This window comes from Streptomyces gelaticus (assembly GCF_014649535.1).
Classification (GTDB): domain Bacteria; phylum Actinomycetota; class Actinomycetes; order Streptomycetales; family Streptomycetaceae; genus Streptomyces; species Streptomyces gelaticus.
The window spans coordinates 76245-92034 of the sequence record NZ_BMTF01000006.1 but is presented as its reverse complement, the minus strand read 5'-3'; the positions used below and the strand labels follow the sequence as shown (position 1 = coordinate 92034).

Annotated in this window: 16 protein-coding genes; 10 read left to right on the top strand and 6 right to left on the bottom strand. The window is 72.0% G+C overall.

The features are described 5' to 3' along the window. Positions 1-3 precede the first annotated feature (3 nt). The 3 genes from hmgA (at position 4) to IE107_RS10990 (ending at position 3543) form a co-directional block, all read left to right on the top strand. Positions 4-1332, top strand: coding sequence for a homogentisate 1,2-dioxygenase (hmgA, locus tag IE107_RS11000; protein ID WP_189543538.1), 1329 nt, complete (start codon positions 4-6; stop codon positions 1330-1332). A gap of 48 nt (positions 1333-1380) precedes the next feature. Then, positions 1381-2157, top strand: coding sequence for a GntR family transcriptional regulator (locus IE107_RS10995; RefSeq protein WP_189543537.1), 777 nt, complete (start codon positions 1381-1383; stop codon positions 2155-2157). A gap of 156 nt (positions 2158-2313) precedes the next feature. Then, on the top strand, positions 2314-3543 hold the full coding sequence (locus IE107_RS10990) for a type ISP restriction/modification enzyme (RefSeq protein ID WP_373302425.1): 1230 nt from the start codon (positions 2314-2316) through the stop codon (positions 3541-3543). Positions 3544-3560: 17 nt separating this feature from the next. On the opposite strand, the gene IE107_RS10985 is transcribed toward IE107_RS10990, so the two are convergent. Continuing rightward, a complete protein-coding gene (locus IE107_RS10985) occupies positions 3561-4268 on the bottom strand; it encodes a TetR/AcrR family transcriptional regulator (RefSeq protein ID WP_189543536.1) in 708 nt (235 codons plus the stop codon). 63 nt (positions 4269-4331) lie between these two features. Here IE107_RS10985 and IE107_RS10980 point away from each other — a divergent pair, with 63 nt between their 5' ends. Both IE107_RS10980 and IE107_RS10975 read left to right on the top strand, forming a co-directional pair. After that, a complete protein-coding gene (locus IE107_RS10980; RefSeq protein ID WP_189543535.1) occupies positions 4332-5309 on the top strand; it encodes an ATP-binding cassette domain-containing protein in 978 nt (325 codons plus the stop codon). Next, positions 5306-6133 carry an ABC transporter permease gene (locus tag IE107_RS10975; RefSeq protein ID WP_189543534.1) on the top strand — a complete coding sequence of 276 codons (828 nt, stop codon included), beginning with the start codon at positions 5306-5308 and terminating at the stop codon, positions 6131-6133. Before IE107_RS10980 ends, IE107_RS10975 begins: the two co-directional genes overlap by 4 nt. Positions 6134-6148: 15 nt before the next feature. On the opposite strand, the gene IE107_RS10970 is transcribed toward IE107_RS10975, so the two are convergent. From IE107_RS10970 to IE107_RS10960, 3 genes are all read right to left on the bottom strand, one after another. Beyond that, positions 6149-6757 carry a TetR/AcrR family transcriptional regulator gene (locus IE107_RS10970; RefSeq protein WP_189543533.1) on the bottom strand — a complete coding sequence of 203 codons (609 nt, stop codon included), beginning with the start codon at positions 6755-6757 and terminating at the stop codon, positions 6149-6151. A gap of 267 nt (positions 6758-7024) precedes the next feature. Then, positions 7025-7288 (bottom strand): hypothetical protein, encoded by a 264-nt coding sequence (locus IE107_RS10965; RefSeq protein WP_189543532.1) that lies wholly within the window; start codon positions 7286-7288, stop codon positions 7025-7027. 248 nt (positions 7289-7536) lie between these two features. Then, complete coding sequence (locus IE107_RS10960) at positions 7537-8346, bottom strand: SGNH/GDSL hydrolase family protein (protein WP_189543531.1); 810 nt, start codon at positions 8344-8346, stop codon at positions 7537-7539. A 228-nt stretch (positions 8347-8574) separates the two neighbouring features. Between IE107_RS10960 and IE107_RS10955 the strand changes: the two genes are divergently transcribed. Beyond that, entirely contained in the window at positions 8575-9669 is a 1095-nt protein-coding gene (locus IE107_RS10955) for a DUF5925 domain-containing protein (protein ID WP_373302424.1), read from the top strand. 26 nt (positions 9670-9695) lie between these two features. Here IE107_RS10955 and IE107_RS10950 read toward each other — a convergent pair whose 3' ends face one another. Beyond that, entirely contained in the window at positions 9696-10073 is a 378-nt protein-coding gene (locus tag IE107_RS10950; RefSeq protein ID WP_189543529.1) for a GntR family transcriptional regulator, read from the bottom strand. 80 nt (positions 10074-10153) lie between these two features. On the opposite strand from IE107_RS10950, the gene IE107_RS10945 reads away from it, so the two are divergent. Further along, positions 10154-11074 carry a GNAT family N-acetyltransferase gene (locus IE107_RS10945; protein ID WP_189543528.1) on the top strand — a complete coding sequence of 307 codons (921 nt, stop codon included), beginning with the start codon at positions 10154-10156 and terminating at the stop codon, positions 11072-11074. Then, positions 11055-11549, top strand: coding sequence for a ribonuclease FAU-1 family protein (locus IE107_RS10940; RefSeq protein WP_189543527.1), 495 nt, complete (start codon positions 11055-11057; stop codon positions 11547-11549). The genes IE107_RS10945 and IE107_RS10940 overlap by 20 nt, the downstream gene beginning before the upstream one ends. A gap of 114 nt (positions 11550-11663) precedes the next feature. On the opposite strand, the gene IE107_RS10935 is transcribed toward IE107_RS10940, so the two are convergent. Further along, entirely contained in the window at positions 11664-12380 is a 717-nt protein-coding gene (locus IE107_RS10935) for a TetR/AcrR family transcriptional regulator (protein WP_189543526.1), read from the bottom strand. Positions 12381-12553: 173 nt separating this feature from the next. On the opposite strand from IE107_RS10935, the gene IE107_RS10930 reads away from it, so the two are divergent. Then, a complete protein-coding gene (locus IE107_RS10930; RefSeq protein ID WP_189543773.1) occupies positions 12554-14005 on the top strand; it encodes an APC family permease in 1452 nt (483 codons plus the stop codon). Between the two features lie 92 nt (positions 14006-14097). Continuing rightward, complete coding sequence (locus IE107_RS10925) at positions 14098-15735, top strand: amidohydrolase (RefSeq protein ID WP_189543525.1); 1638 nt, start codon at positions 14098-14100, stop codon at positions 15733-15735. The last annotated feature ends 55 nt before the right edge of the window (positions 15736-15790 follow it).

The window sequence follows — 15790 nt, the reverse complement described above, 5'->3', positions numbered from 1 at the left end:
CACATGAGCGGCAACGAGCAGGCGAGGAAAACGGCACAAGCGCTGGAGCATTCCGCCGGTTTCGGCAATCAGCACAGCTCTCAGGCGGTTGCGGGGGCACTGCCGCACGGCCGCAACTCCCCCCAGCGCGCACCCCTCGGGCTCTACGCGGAGCAGCTGAGCGGCTCGGCCTTCACCGAACCGCGGGCCCACAACCGCCGTTCCTGGCTCTACCGGATCCGTCCGTCGGCCGCCCATCCCCCGTTCACCCGGATCGGCAACGGGGCGATCCGGACCGCCCCGTTCACCGAATCCGTGCCCGACCCCAACCGGCTGCGCTGGGATCCGCTCCCCGACCCCGCGCCCGGGACGGACTTCCTGGCGGGCCTGTGGACCCTCGGCGGCAACGGCGACGCTGCGCAGCGCACCGGCATGGCCGTGCATCTCTACCACGCCGACACCTCCATGACGGACCGGGTGTTCAGCGATTCGGACGGCGAGCTGCTGATCGTCCCGGAGCGCGGCGGTCTGCTGCTCCGTACCGAACTGGGCCTGCTGCGCGCCGAACCGGGGCATGTCGCGCTGATCCCGCGCGGCATCCGGTTCCGCGTGGAGCTGCTCGACGCCACCGCCCGCGGCTACGTCTGCGAGAACTACGGACAGCCCTTCACCCTCCCCGACCTCGGTCCGATCGGCGCCAACGGCCTCGCCAACGCCCGGGACTTCCTCGCCCCCGTCGCCGCGTACGAGGACGACGACCGCCCGGTGGAGGTGATCAACAAGTTCTGCGGGAACCTCTGGTCGGCGACCTACGGCCACTCCCCGCTCGATGTGGTCGCCTGGCACGGAAACCACACCCCGTACGTCTACGACCTGCACCGCTTCAATGTCATCGGCTCGATCAGCTACGACCACCCCGACCCGTCGATCTTCACGGTGCTGACCTCGCCGTCCGACACCCCCGGTCTGGCCGGTGTCGACTTCGTCGTCTTCGCACCGCGCTGGCTGGTCGGCGAGGACACCTTCCGGCCGCCGTACTTCCACCGCAATGTGATGAGCGAGTACATGGGCCTGATCGAGGGCGCGTACGACGCGAAGACGGCCGGCAAGGGCGGTTTCGTCCCGGGCGGCGGCTCGCTCCACAACATGATGTCGGCGCACGGCCCGGACCGCGAGACCTTCGACCGGGCGAGCGAGGCGGAGCTGAAGCCGCAGAAGATCGACGATGGCCTCGCCTTCATGTTCGAAACCCGCTGGCCGGTGACGGCGACGGAGCAGGCGGCGACCGCCGGCCATCTGCAGCACGGCTACGACGACGTGTGGCAGGGTCTGAGCCGCAACTTCAGGCCGTAGGCGGCACCGCCGCACCCGACCCGGCCCGATCCGAACGAAAGGCCCCAGGTGCCTCAGACGCCCAAGATCTCCACGGGGCCGGCCTTCGCCCCCGACTCGCTGGTCCTGAACCGCAAGCTGCCGCTGTGGTACCAGGTCTCGCAGTCCTTGCGCGCCTCGATACTGGGCCGGGCCAAGGACGCCTCGGCGCGGCTGCCGACCGAGGAGCAGCTCGCCGCGCACTACGGCGTCAGCGTGCTGACGATGCGCCAGGCGCTCAAGGAGCTGGAGACGGAAGGGCTGATCAGCAGACACCGGCGGCGCGGCACCTTCATCGAGCCGCGCGCCCGCCGGGTGTCACCGGTCCGGCTGCTGGGTTCGATCGACGCTATCGTGGCCCAGCAATCGGGCGAGCGGACCTCGGTGCTCGGCCACGGCCCGGTCGCCGTGCCGGGGGATCTCACCGAGTACTTCCCCGACTGCGCGGAACTGGTCAGCTACCGCCGGCTGCGCCGCGACGGGGACAGCGACGAGCCCACCAACTGGGCGGAGAACGCGGTGCGTCCCGAGATCGCGGCCCGCCTCGACGTCGCCGATCTCGAACGCTGGCCGATGACCAAGGTGCTGCGCGACCGGGTCGGTGTCCGTATCGCGCGCATCACCGACACGGTCGAGGCACGCCTGGCCGATCCGTCCACCGCCGAGCTCCTCCAGGTCCCGCTGCTGAGCCCCATCCTGTTCTACACGGGCGTGACGTACGACGAGAGCGGCCAGGTGGTCGACGTGGCGCAGATCCGTTACCGGGGCGACCGGTTCTCCTTCTCGGTCACCGTGGAAGCGCACTGACCACCGCGGAAGGGCACTGACCGCGGCGGAAGCCCGCTGACCACCGCGGAGGGGCACCGGCCGCCGCGGGAGGCGCTGACGCACTGCCTCGTGCCGCGGCGGCGCGGCTACGATGCCCCGGAGGCGGGCGGACGTGGCGACGGGGAGGGCGACACGGTGGCAGTACGGGCGGCGGGCGGCTCCGGTGCCGGCCAGGAGGCGGGCGCCCCGCTCCTCGACGACCTCATGCCCTGGTCCGTACGACCGCTGCGCACCGGCCGTCCCTGGGTGATCGCCCCCGATGCCGCCTCCCTCAGAGCACGCTGGGAGCGGCTGGTGCGGGCCCCCGCCGGTGAACGCGAGCGGCTGTTCCGGGCGACCCGCGCCCGTACCCCGCAGACCCCGGTGGCCGCACTGCCCGGACAGGCCACCGGTACCGGCCGGTTCGCCCGCGAGGAGGGACCCTGCCCCGAGCCGGTACGGATCGCGCACGGCCCGTTCGACGAGCAGTGGCTGCTCCCCGACCACCGGCTGATCGACGCCGCCCGCCCCGAACTGTGGCGGGTCGCCGACGGACACCAGCTCTTCGCGGTGGAGCACGGGTACGTGCCCCGGGACACCGGCCCCGCCCTGTCCGTGACGGCGCTGCTGCCGGACGGCCACTCCCCGGCCGGCCGGCCCGGCCGGATCCGGCCGCTGTACCGGCGCCCCGGCGGCCGCGAACCCAATCTGGCCCCCGGGCTGCTCGCCCTGCTGCGCGCCCGCCACGGGGAGTCGGTGACGGCCCGTTCGGTGCTGGCGTGGGTGCTCGCGGCGGCCCGTCCCTCCGCCGCCGGATGCGTGGTCCCGCTGCCCGCCGACACGGCGCGCTGGTCGACCGGGGTGGAGCTGGGGCAGGAGTTGCTGCGGTTGCAGCTGCGGGGCGCCCACGGCGGGGAACGCCCCCGGCTGCCCGGCGGGCGGCGGCCCTATGTGCGGGCCGCGATTCCGCCCGTGCCGGCCGGCCTGGCGTACGACGGGGACGCCGAGACGCTCACGCTGGGCACCGGCCGGATCTCGCCGGTGCCGGCCGGGGCGTGGGAGTTCCGCGTGGGCGGGGTACGGATGCTGGAGCTCTGGTTCGAGCGGCGCTCGGCGGCCGGGGCGGCGGGTGCGGAAGGCCTGGAGGCGGTCCGGCCCCGGGCCTGGCCCCAGCAGTGGACCTCGGAGCTGCTGGAGCTGATCACCCTGCTCGCCCTGCTGGACGGACTCCGGCCCCAGTCGGCGGGACTTGCCGACGGCCCGCAGCTCACGGCCGCCGATCTCCGCGCGGCGGGCGTCCTGCCCGTCCCGGCCGCGGCCAGGCGGCCCGCATCGGTGCTCGGCCATCAGGAGGAGGGCCCGGAAGGGCAGTTCGCGCTGCTGTGAACAGGCGCGCGGCAGGGCTACCGGTCGAAGGATTCCAGCACCCGACTCAGCGCCCGGTCGAAGACCCCGTCCAGATCGATCGGCCCGGGGTCCTCGGCGAACCCCGCCGCCATCCGCGGATACTTCCCGGTCACGATCTGGCTGATCAGATAGTCGGTGCGCACGGCGTTCTCCTGCTCCTCGGACCAGGGCAGGGACCGGCTGCGCTCCGCCGTGGCGATCTCGTTGGCCACATAGGTGGTGACCACGCCGTTGACCATCGCGATGAGTTCCATCTTCTCGCCGAACCGCGCGTCGACTCCGTCCAGGCAGCTGAGCGCGTACTCCAGGTACCGCAGGGCATTCGGACTGAAGCCGTACACGGGTGACATCAGCCGGGGCACCCAGGTGTGGCGGTGCATCATCGCGCGGGCCTGGTGGGCGAGGGCGACGAGGTCGGCGCGCCAGTCGCCGGACGGCTCGGGAAATTCGTACCCCCCGCTGACCGCGTCGAGCATCAGCTCGTGCAGGTCCTCCTTGCGCGGCACGTAGTTGTAGAGCGACATGGTGCCGCAGCCGAGCTCCGCCGCGACCTTGCGCATGGAGACCGCGTCGAGACCCTCCGTGTCGGCGATGCGGACGGCGGCCGCCGCGATGTCCGCTCGGCTGAACGCGGGCCTGGGGCCCCGGCCCGCACGCTCGGGGCGCGCCCAGATCACTTCGGGTACAGCGGGTCGCCCCACCATCGATCATCACCTCGCCCACCATCCTAGTTACGTACACCGTACGTAGTGCGCTACGGTGGCAGCATGACAACTACGTACGCTGTACTTAGTGAAGGTCTGGAGAAGCGCTACGGCGACGTCCGCGCGCTGCGCGGGCTCGATCTCGCGGTCTCCGAGGGCACCGTCTGCGGAGTGCTGGGGCCGAACGGTGCGGGCAAGACCACCGCCGTCCGGGTGCTCACGACGCTGACGGCGCCGGACGGCGGCAGCGCCCTGGTCGCGGGCCACGACGTGGTGCGCGAGGCGGCCTCGGTCCGCGCCGCGATCGGCGTCACCGGGCAGGACACCTCGGTCGACGGCGAGCTGTCCGGTCGGCAGAATCTGCGGCTCTTCGCCAAGCTGCAACGGTTGCGCGGCGAGGCGGCACGCACCCGCGCCGACGAGCTCCTCGAACGCTTCGAGCTGACCGGGGCGGCCGACCGCCCGGCCCGCACCTACTCGGGCGGCATGCGCCGCCGCCTCGACCTCGCCGCCAGCCTGCTGACCCGCCCGCGGGTGCTCTTCCTGGACGAGCCCACCACCGGCCTCGACCCGCACAGCCGCAACCAGATCTGGGCAGCGGTGAGGGAGCTGGCCGACCGGGGCACCACCGTCCTGCTCACCACGCAGTATCTGGAGGAGGCCGATCAGCTGGCCGACGACATCGTGCTGATCGACCGGGGCCGGGCCGCCCACCGCGGCACCCCCGCCGAGCTGAAGTCCCGGATCGGCAGTTACGCCGAGGTGGTCGTCGCCCATGAGTCGGCACTGCTCCCGGCGGCCGGCGTGCTCGACCAGCTCACCGGCGCCGAACCGGTGCTCGACCACGAACGCCGCACCGTGGGCGCCGTCGCGTCCGACAGCACGCTCACCCTCCCCCGCATCGTCCGCGAACTCGACGCGGCGGGCGTCCCGGTGATCGATGCGAGCCTGCGCCCGCCGACGCTCGACGAGGTCTTCCTCCGCCTGACCGGCCGCGGCGACGGCCGCACCTCCCCGCCACTGAAGGAGACGGCAGCATGAGCAGCACGACACTGGTCCGCGAGCGGCCCGCCACGACCGCCACGAGTACTCCCGTCGCCGACTCCCTGGCCGTGCTGGGCCGCCATCTCCAGCGGATCAAGGCGGCGCCGGGCGTGGTGATCCTGACCCAGACCATGCCGATCACGATGCTGCTGTTCTTCGGGTACGTGTTCGGCAGCGCGCTGGCCGTGCCCGGCCAGGAGTACCGCGCGTTCCTGGTGCCGGGCCTGCTGGCGGCGACGGCGGCGGGCGGCATCATGACCGGGATGTTCCAGGCATCGCAGGACTGTCACCGCGGGGTGATGGACCGGTTCCGTACGCTGCCGATGAGCCGGCCCGCGGTGCCGTTCGGCCAGACCGCCGCCGATCTGCTGACCACGGCCGTCGGCATGGTCCCGCTGATCCTCGTCGGACTCGCGGTCGGCTGGCGGATCGAGGGCGGGCCGCTCGCCGCGCTCGGCGCCTTCGGGCTGCTGCTGCTCCTGCGGTTCGCCACGTCGTGGCTGGGCTGCTGGCTGGGCCTGCTGATCCGCAACGAGGAGATCGCCGGTCAGCTGGGCAGCGCCACCTTCGTCCTGCCGCTGCTGTCGAGCGCGTACATCCCGACCGACGATCTCCCGGGCTGGCTGCGGACGGTCGCGGAGTGGAACCCGATCAGCGCCATGGCCTCGGCCACCCGCGAGCTGTTCGGCAACGCGTCCCCGGCGGCCGACGCCGCCTGGCCGGTCGCCCACCCGGTGGCCGGGACGCTCGCCTGGTCGGCGCTGCTCCTCGCGGTGTTCGTGCCACTGTCCGTACGGCTCTACGCACGCGGCGGCGAGTGACGCCACGCGCTCCGCTCACCGGGGCAGCGCGCAGGGCCGGTCCAGGGCACCGAGCAGGCTGATGAAGCTCGACTCCAGGAAGGCCCCGAGCTCCACCGGCGCCTGCGGCCCACCGCGCGGCCAGCTGGTCACGGCCTCCTCGGCGAACGCCGTCCAGGCCCTGGCGGCGACGGCCAGCCGCGGCGAGTCCGGCATCCCGAGCCGCCGCTGCCCCTCCGCCACCCGCCGGGCGAGGGTGGCCCTGGTTCCGTCGACGATGTCCTCCACCGCGGGGTGACTGCCCGCGGCGCCGCGGACCAGGGCGAGATAGACCTTGCGGTGCTCCAGTACGTACCGCACGAAGCCGGCGATGAACGACCGCAGCCAGGGGACGGGTCCCAGCGAGGGGTCCGGTTCCGTGGCTGCGACGAAGTCGTCGCACTCCTGCTGCACCACGGCGCGGTAGAAGTCGCGCTTGGAGTCGAAATAGTGGAAGAGCAGCCCCCGTGAGATACCGGCCCGCCGCGCCACTTCGTCCGTGGAGAGTTCGTCCAGCGACCGGTCGGCGAGCATGTCCAGGCCGATGGCGACCAACTGGGCCCTTCGTTCGTCGGGGCTCAGGCGTGCAGCTCGCTTTTCGGACATACACACAGTCTAGAAGTGCCGCCCAGAAGTACTTCGACGCCGAAGCATCCGACACCGGAGCGTCTTCGGAGATCCGCGCCATCACCCTCCGGCGCCCGGCGGACACACCGAAGCGCTGCCGTGGGCCCTGGGGATGACGGGAGGGCGGACAGCAGCGCAGCGCCGGGACGGTGTGATCGCGCACGGCCCCGAGCGGGAGGGCGGGCGACGGACTCTGGCCGGGGAGCCGGGCACAGGACCGGTGGGCCGTCGTGACGGGCCGTCGGGTCAGCGGCGGCTGCCGAGGAGTGAGCGCCTCAGCCGCCGCAGCGGCGCGAAGAGCGAGACCCGCGCACTCTTGCTCCGGTGGTGGTGGGCGGCGTCGCGCGAGGTGAGCTCGCGCATCAGCAGGGTCGCCTCCGCGACTTCCCGCTGCGGCACGGCAGGACCGCCTAGCACCGCGAGATGGCGGTCGAGGCGCGAACTCGTCGCACCGCTCCCGCAGGTGATGGCAGGCACACGCGGCCTGCTCCGCATCGCTATCTGTTCCATGTCACTCCCCACCCGTACGAGGGCACCCGGCCCGGGTGCACACACGCATACAGAGGTTGACAGCCCATCCATTAATCCACCTGATTTCAGGGCGACTTGGACAGAACGGAAGCGGACGGAGGCACTCCGTCCGCAGTCCCGCCACGGGCCCCGGTCCGCCCTTGCGCCCCGCCGGACGGAGACCCCGGCGAACAGGGGCCTCCTGCCCGTCGGACGGCTGGACGGGCCCGGCACACGCGCTGCTGGGGTCAGGCCGCCGAGCTGAGGGCGGGCAGGTAGCCGCCCGACTGTCCGGCGGCGGTGGGGTGGTAGGACTCACCGATGTTGAGCCAGTTCACGCTGTGCAGCCAGGCACTTCCGGAGCAGATCTCGTGACCGGTGAACCTTCCCGCGACATCGGCGAAGGCGAAGCCGTGGTCGGCCGCGCGCTTGGCGGTCGTCGTGTTGAGAAGGTCGGCCGCCCCGTTGATCGCGGTGCGCACCTTGTCGCTCAGACCGACGGCGCAGCTGCCACCGATCTTGTAGAAGTGCGGGTAGCCGATGACGACGACACGGGCGGACGGCGCCTTGGCGTGGATCGCGGTGTACACCGAGTCGAGGTTGCCGGGCAGGGTGGACTCGACATAGCTGCGGGCCGTGGCGATCCGGTTGAGGCAGGTGGCCTCGGACTGGAGGACGCAGGTCGTCATGACGTCGGCGAAGCCCGCGTCGTTGCCGCCGATGGAGATCGAGACGAGGTCCGTCGAGGAGTTGAGAGGGCCGAGCTGATTGGCCTTCACATCACCCGTACGAGCGCCCGAGCAAGCGGCGAAGGCGAACGAGGCGGGTGAGTTGGCGGCGGCCCAGAGGGCCGGATACGCCTTGGTGCTTCGCTTGCAGCCACCACTGGCACTGTCGTAACTGCCGGATCCGACACCCGAGGAGTACGAGTCGCCGAGGGCGACGTAGTCGACGGCCTGAACAGACGTTGCGGCGTCGGCGGTGGCCGCCCCGGTCAGAGCGAGCACGGCGCCGAGCAGGAGCGAGGACGAGAGCGCCGCGAGTCTGGACATCTTCATGGAACCTCCCTTGGGCCGACCGGTGGGATCTCCGCGCGGTCTGCCGAGTCCGTGTTAGCAGTACCGGCACCCCCACCGGAAGTGTGCATGCCAACTTGCCCGCACCGTCTTGAGATTCTCTACGCGCACCCTTGAGCCCCCGTCATGTCCGCGGCCGCTGCCGAAAAAGGGGAGGAAGGCAGTGAAACCCGGGTGCGCCGGGTACCCCCGTGCCGGATCATGGGCGCCATGTCCGCCAACCCCGAGTCCGCGCTGCCGATCCGGCTCAACGTCGACGACAGCGATTCCCCGTCGGATGTCGTCGACGCGCTGTTCCTCGGCCGTTTCGCGACGGGCGAGCAGCCGTACTCGCACAGCTCGTCCCTGGACCGTGTCAAGGCCGGGGCGACCCTGCTGCCCCCGGCCGCCGAAGTGCTGCGCGCCGCCCGCGACGACGACCGCAGTGCCACGCTCGCCGAGGGCGACGGCTGGACGCTGCTCGTCTCGCGGTGGAACCGCGGCGCCGATGTCACGGTCACCGCGACCAGTCCCGAACTGGCCCAGCAGATCCTCGGCCAGGCGACGGACGGAGCGCTGGACGAGCCCGAACCCCAGCCCGAGAACGTGACGATGGGCTTCTGGTACGTCTCCCCGCGCCGCGGCCCGCACCGCACCACCCGGCAGATCGCCGCCGGCACCTGGGACGAGGTCCGGAGCAACTACACGGCGCCGGTGGCCGATGCCATGGACCGGCTGATGAAGGTCACGCCGGACGACATCGCGGGCCGGCTGCTCCTGCTGCACGGCCCGCCGGGCACCGGCAAGACCTCCGCGCTGCGCACGCTCGCGCGCTCCTGGCGGGACTGGTGCCAGGTCGACTGCGTGCTCGATCCCGAGCGGCTCTTCAACGACGTCGGCTATCTGATGGACATCGCGATCGGCGAGGACGAGGGCACGTCCAAGGGCCGGTGGCGGCTGCTGCTCCTGGAGGACTGCGACGAGTTGATCCGCGGCGAGGCCAGGCACACCGCGGGCCAGGCGCTGTCCCGACTGCTGAACCTCACCGACGGGCTGCTCGGACAGGGCCGCAATGTGCTGGTGGGCGTCACCACCAACGAGGACCTGGAGCGGCTCCATCCGGCCGTGGTCAGGCCCGGCCGCTGCCTCGCCAGGATCGAGGTGGGTTCACTGACCCGCAAGGAGGCGGTGGCCTGGCTGGGCACGGAGGAAGGGCTCGGCCGCGAGGGCGCGACGCTCGCCGAGCTGTACGCGCTGCGGCGCGGAAGCGGCCCCGCGTCGGTGCCGAAGCAGGACTCCGGGGCGGACGCGGGCCTGTACCTCTGACCCGGCGGGCCCGCCCCACTCCGGGCTCACCCCGCCCCGTACGCCGCCCGTACCGCGTCCTGCACCAGGGAGAGTGCTTCGTCCCGGGACAGGCCCAGCCGCCGCGCCTGCTCCGCGTACTCCTGCGCCGCGGCCGCCGCATGACGGTCCGCCGCGTCACCGGCGGCGGCGACGAAGGTGCCGTTGCGCCCACGGGTCTCGATCACCCCGTCGGCCTCCAGCGCGCGGTACGCCTTCGCGACGGTGTTCGCGGCGAGGCCGAGCTCCTCGGCGAAGCCGCGTACCGTCGGAAGTCTGAAGCCGACGGGCAGCGCGCCGGAGCGGGCCAGTTCGGAGATCTGCGTGCGCAGTTGCTCGTACGGGGCGGTCCCGGCATCGGGATCAAGAACGATCTTCAGGGTCACGCCCCGATTCTCCCCCACGTCCGTCCCGCCGCCGGAAATTCAGGGGCGGCCGTCGGCGGCCGACGCGTAACGTCCGGCGCATGACTGTCATCGTTCGCGACTTCCTCACCGCAGATGCGGAGGACTGGGTGCGGGTCCGGCGCGCCGCCCTGCCCTTCATGGTGACGACGCCCGAGTGCGTCACCTTCGAACTGGCCTCGGCCCACCCGGACAAGCGCTCCCGGCTGCTGGTCGCCGAGGAGGACGGGGAGCTCATCGGGACCGCGCAGGTCGGCCTCGTCCACGACAGCCCGGAACCCGGTCAGGGGTTCTGCAACACGTACACGCATCCGGACCGCACCGGGCGCGGCGCAGGTGCGCTGCTGCTGCGCACGGCCGAGGAGCACCTGGCGCGGGAGGGCGCGACCTCGGTCTACACCTGGGTGCTCGACACCTCGTCGAACCTGTCCTTCGCCGAGAAGCGCGGCTATGCGCCGAGCCGTCCGGCGCACTTCCTCCATCTCGATCTGGCGGGCGGGTCGCTGCCGCCCCGTCAGGAGCTGCCGTCGGGCGTCGAACTGCGTACCGCCGCGGACTTCGCGGACGATCCGCGCCCGCTCTTCGAGGCGGACGCCGAGACCACGGCCGACGAGCCGAGCGACACCCCGATGGAGCTGTCCGACTACGAGGACTGGCTCAACCACACCTGGCGCAACCCCGCGCTCGACCACGAGCTCACCTCGGTCGCGGTGGTGGACGGGGAGGTGGCGGCGTTCAGCGCCGCCCGGACCGACGGCCTGACCCGGTACATGTCCGGGATGACCGGCACCCGCCGGGCGTACCGCAACCGGGGCCTGGCCAAGCTCGCCAAGAACGACTCGCTGCACCGGGCGCGCGCCGCCGGGTACACGGACGCGTACACCGGCAATGACGCGGACAACGGCCCGATGCTGGCGGTCAACCGGTGGTTCGGTTACGAGATCTGTGCCACGGAGGTACGCCATGTCCGCAGGCTCGGCTGACACCGCGCTGCTGGTCGCCCTGGTGAAGGCCGGACGGACCAAGATCCGGTATCCGGCGGACGTGGTCCGCGACGACGGGGTCCGGGTGACGGTGCGTGCGCCGTGGGCGGCGCCGGGGGTCCGTGACTTCGGCTTCGTCCGGTTCGAGCCGGGCGATGTCTTCACCGAGCACTACTGGCGCGACCGCTGGTTCGCCGTGAAGGAGGTCCGTACCGGCGGGGGCGGACTCAAGGGCTGGTACTGCGACATCACCCGCCCCGCGGTGCTGCGGGACGGGCAGCTCCTGGTGGAGGACCTGGACCTCGATCTGTGGGTGTCGGCGGACGGCTCGTCCGTACTGCGGCTGGACGAGGACGAGTTCGAGCAGAGCGGTCTCGCCGAACGCGATCCGGCGGCGGCCGGTGCGGCGCGCCGGGCACTGGACGAGCTGGAGCGGCTGGCCCGCACGGAGGGCCTGGCGTCGCTGCTGGTCTGACGCCCGCAGCCACCGCCCGTCCGCCGGGGCTCCGGCCACCGGAACCCCGGCCGGCGGACGCCAACGCCGTTGACATAAACCCGCCCGGCCCGCTCCCCCGCCCCCGGTCCGGGCTCAGCCGCCCTCGCCCGCGGCCTCGGGCAGCCTCGCCTCGGCGGCGTCGAGGAGCAGTTCCAGCGCGAACGGATAGCCGCTGAGCGTCATTTCGGCGGCCAGCAGCCGCACGGTGCCGGCGATATGGGGGTAGTCGTTGGCGTCCAGGCGCCCGTAGCGGTGCTTCCACACCTGGAGATCGGCCGCCTGCGCGGGAGCCGGCAGGGCGAGGGCGGCCGCGTCCAGGGCCGCGAAGGCGAGCGCCTGGTCCACGAAGGCGTGGTAGATCCGTACCGCTTCCGGGTCGGGGAAGCCCGCCGACCGGAGTATGCCGAGAATCGCCTCCACGGCCCGCATCTCGTTGTTCCGCCCGGTCGTCCGGTGCGCCGCCAGCAGAGCGGCCTGCGGGTGCGCCTGGTACGAGGCATGGACGCGCAGCCCCATTTCGCACAGGTCGCTGCGCCATTCACCGGTGGGCCGCCACCCCTGCTGGGCACGGCCGATGAGCTCGTCCGCGACCGCCAGCAGCAGATCGTCGGTGTTGTGGAAGTACCGGTAGAGCGCACTGGGGTCGGCACCCAGTGCGGCGCCCAGCCGCCGGACCGTCAGAGCATCCGCACCGTGCCGGCCGACCAGCCTCAGGGCTGTCTCCACGATGACCTGTTCGGACAGCACCGTGCCCTGCTTCGTCGGCCTTCTGCGCCGCCGCTTCGGCTCCGGAACCACGCGCTCGTTCATGGCGCGGAGCTTATGACAACACCATTGACGTGTGAAGAGGGTGCCGGTTTCATGGCCTGCCATCCGGGCCCTCCGGTCACCTCCCCCCCTGAGCCAGGCGACGACTGTTGGTGGTACCAGTGAAGAACGAAAGCACCACGCCGGACAACGGCGACCAGGCCCCGCAGGCCGCGATGCGCAAGTCCATAGGTGTCGTCGACGGCATCGTCCTCGCCGCGTCGAGCACCGCGGCCACCAGCAGTATCGGCATCGGACTCGGCCTGATGGCAGCCATCGTCGGCCTGCACCTGCCGGCGATCATGCTGCTTGCCTTCCTGCCGGTGCTCGGCATAGCCGGCGGATACGGCCGGCTCAACCGCGTCGAACCGAACGCGGGCAGCAGCTACCAGTGGGTCGGCCGCATCTTCAGTCCCTGGCTGGGCTTCCTGACCGGATGGGTCAACGTCGTCGGCACCATCGTGTTCATGGCCTACACCACCACGGTCACCGGCTCGGCGATCATCCAGCTGCTGGGCCAGGCCACCCTCCACAGCATCGGGGGCCTGACCCTCGATCCGGACTCCACCTTCCAGTCCACCCTGCTCGGCATGGCCGTCCTGGTCGCCGCCGCGCTGGTCGCGGTACGCGGACTCGACCTCGCGGCGCGTCTCCAGAAGTACCTGCTGATCTTCGAGTACGGCGTGCTGCTCGCGTTCTGCGGCTACGGTCTGTTCGCCGGTGACCAGCCCTTCTCGCTCCAGTGGTTCAACCCCTTCGACATCCCCTCGGCCGCCGCCCTCGCCCAGGGCATGATGCTCGCGGTCTTCTGCTACTGGGGCTTCGAATCGGTCTTCAGCGTCGGCGAAGAGGTCGGCGACCCGCGGGACGCCTCCCGCGGCGGGTTCATCGCGCTGACCGTCATGCTGCTCCTGTTCCTGCTCGCCGGCACCGCCTTCCAGCGGGTCCTGCCCCTGGACGAACTGGCCGACAACGGCGCCCAGGGACTCGCCTACTTCGGCACCAAGCTCGCCGAGCAGCCGCTGGCCGCCCTGCCGCTCATCGCCCTCATGTTCTCCGCGGTGGCGTCGCTCCAGGCCTCGGTCATCCCCACCGCCCGCGGGATGTACGCGATGGGCCGCGACGGCGTTCTCGGCCCCGTCTGGACGCGGCTGCACCCCAAGCACAAAACCCCCGCCGTCGGCACCCTGCTGATCACCGCGATCGCCCTGGCCCTCGCCGCGCTGGCGCTGGTCATCCCCACCGTCAACGATCTGATCTTCGCCGCCGTCAACGCGATCGGCATCGTCGTCGCCCTCTACTACGCCCTCACCGCCGCGGCCGCCGCGGTGCACTTCCGCCACCTGCTGCGCACCTCACCGCTGGAGGCCCTGCGCGCCGTCGTCGGTCCGGTGCTGGGCGCGCTCACGCTGCTCGCCACCGGCGGTTACCTCGCCTGGACCTTCTACCGCTCCACCGACCACTTCGAAGTCTCCGCCGACAACGGATGGTTCGCGCTGCTCGTCCCGGTCCTGATGATCGGCTCCGGGCTGCTGGCCGCCGCTTGGGCCCGCTGGCACCACCGGTCGCCCTACTTCCTCCCTGCCCGCTGCCCCTCCGTGGGCGGCGAGCCCAGCACCGCCGTGTGACCGGCGCACCGCTGACGCGCAGTGCGGACCGTGACACCTTGTTCCCTCCAGCAGTCCCCCCTCGGACCACCGAACCACCAGGAGTTCCTCCCATGACCAAGGCCGATCTGGTCTTCACCCAAGGCCCTGTGCACACCGGCGACGCCGCCCGCACCCGGGCGAGCAGCCTGGCCGTCACCGGGGAACGGATCTCGGCCGTCGGCCATGACGAGGTACGGGAACTGATCGGCCCGAAGACCGAAGTGGTCGATCTCAGGGGCAAGCTGCTGCTCCCCGGCTTCCAGGATTCCCACATCCACGCCGTCTACGGCGGCCTGGAGCTCGCCGAGTGCGACCTCAGCGGCACCGTGGGAGTCGACGAATACCTGCGCCGCCTCCGCGAGTTCGCCCAGGCCCACCCCGACAGCACCTGGATCACCGGCGGCGGCTGGTCCCTGGAGAGCTTCGAGGGCGGCCTTCCGACCCGGCAGCTGCTCGACTCGGTGGTGCCGGACCGGCCGGTGTATCTGGTCAACCGCGACCACCACGGCGCCTGGGCCAACACCCGCGCGCTCGAACTCGCGGGCGTCGGCCGGGACACCCCGGACCCCGACGACGGCCGGATCGAACGCGAGGCCGACGGCACACCGAGCGGCGTCCTCCAGGAAGGCGCCACCGGTCTGGTGGCCCGGCTGGTGCCCGAGAAGACCGCCGCCGACCGCCTCGACGGCCTGCTGCGCGCACAGCGGCTGCTCCACTCGCTCGGGATCACCGGCTGGCAGGACGCTTTGCTCGGCGTGTTCAACGGCCAGCCCGACCCCTCCGACGCGTATCTCACCGCCGCCCGCGAGGGAACTCTCACCGCCCGGGTCAACGGTGCGCTCTGGTGGGACCGCGCCCGGGGCGCCGACCAGATCCCGGAGCTGGCCTCCCGCCGCGAGAAGCTGGCCCACGGCAGGTTCCGGGCCGGGTCGGTGAAGATCATGCAGGACGGCATCGCGGAGAACTTCACCGCCGCGATGACCACCCCCTACCTGGACGGCTGCGGCTGCGCCACCGCCAACAGCGGCCTGAGCTTCGTCGACCCGGTCGCGCTGCGCGCGTACGTCACCGAGCTCGACGCCCTCGACTTCCAGGTGCACTTCCACGCTCTCGGCGACCGCGCGGTGCGCGAGGCGCTGGACGCGGTCGAGGCGGCCCGCACCGCCAACGGCCGCCGTGCGACCCGGCACCACCTCGCCCACCTGCAAGTGGTCCACCCCGACGACATCCCGCGATTCGCCGCGCTCGGGGCGATCGCCAACATCCAGCCGCTCTGGGCTTCGCACGAGCCGCAGATGGACGAGCTGACCATCCCCTACCTGGGCGCCGAGCGCGCCGCCTGGCAGTACCCCTTCGGTTCCCTGCTGCGGGCCGGTGCCACGCTCGCGGCAGGCAGCGACTGGTCCGTGAGCAGCCCCGACCCGCTCGCCGGAATCCATGTCGCCGTCAACCGGATGCAGCCCGGAGCGACCGACGGCCGGGTCTTCCTGCCCGAGCAGCGGCTCGACCTCGCCACCGCCGTCGCCGCGTACACGGCGGGCTCGGCCCACGTCAACGGCACGGACGACGCCGGAACGCTGCGGCCGGGTCACCTCGCCGACCTGGTGGTCCTCGACCGGGACATCTTCACCGGGCCGGCCGAGGAGATCCACACGGCCCGGGTCCTGCAGACCTACGTGGGGGGAGCGCGGGTGTACTCCGCCTCCTGACGGGCGCGCCGCCGGACCCCGGCCACCCCAGCGGACGACTCCCACGTCCCTCCGG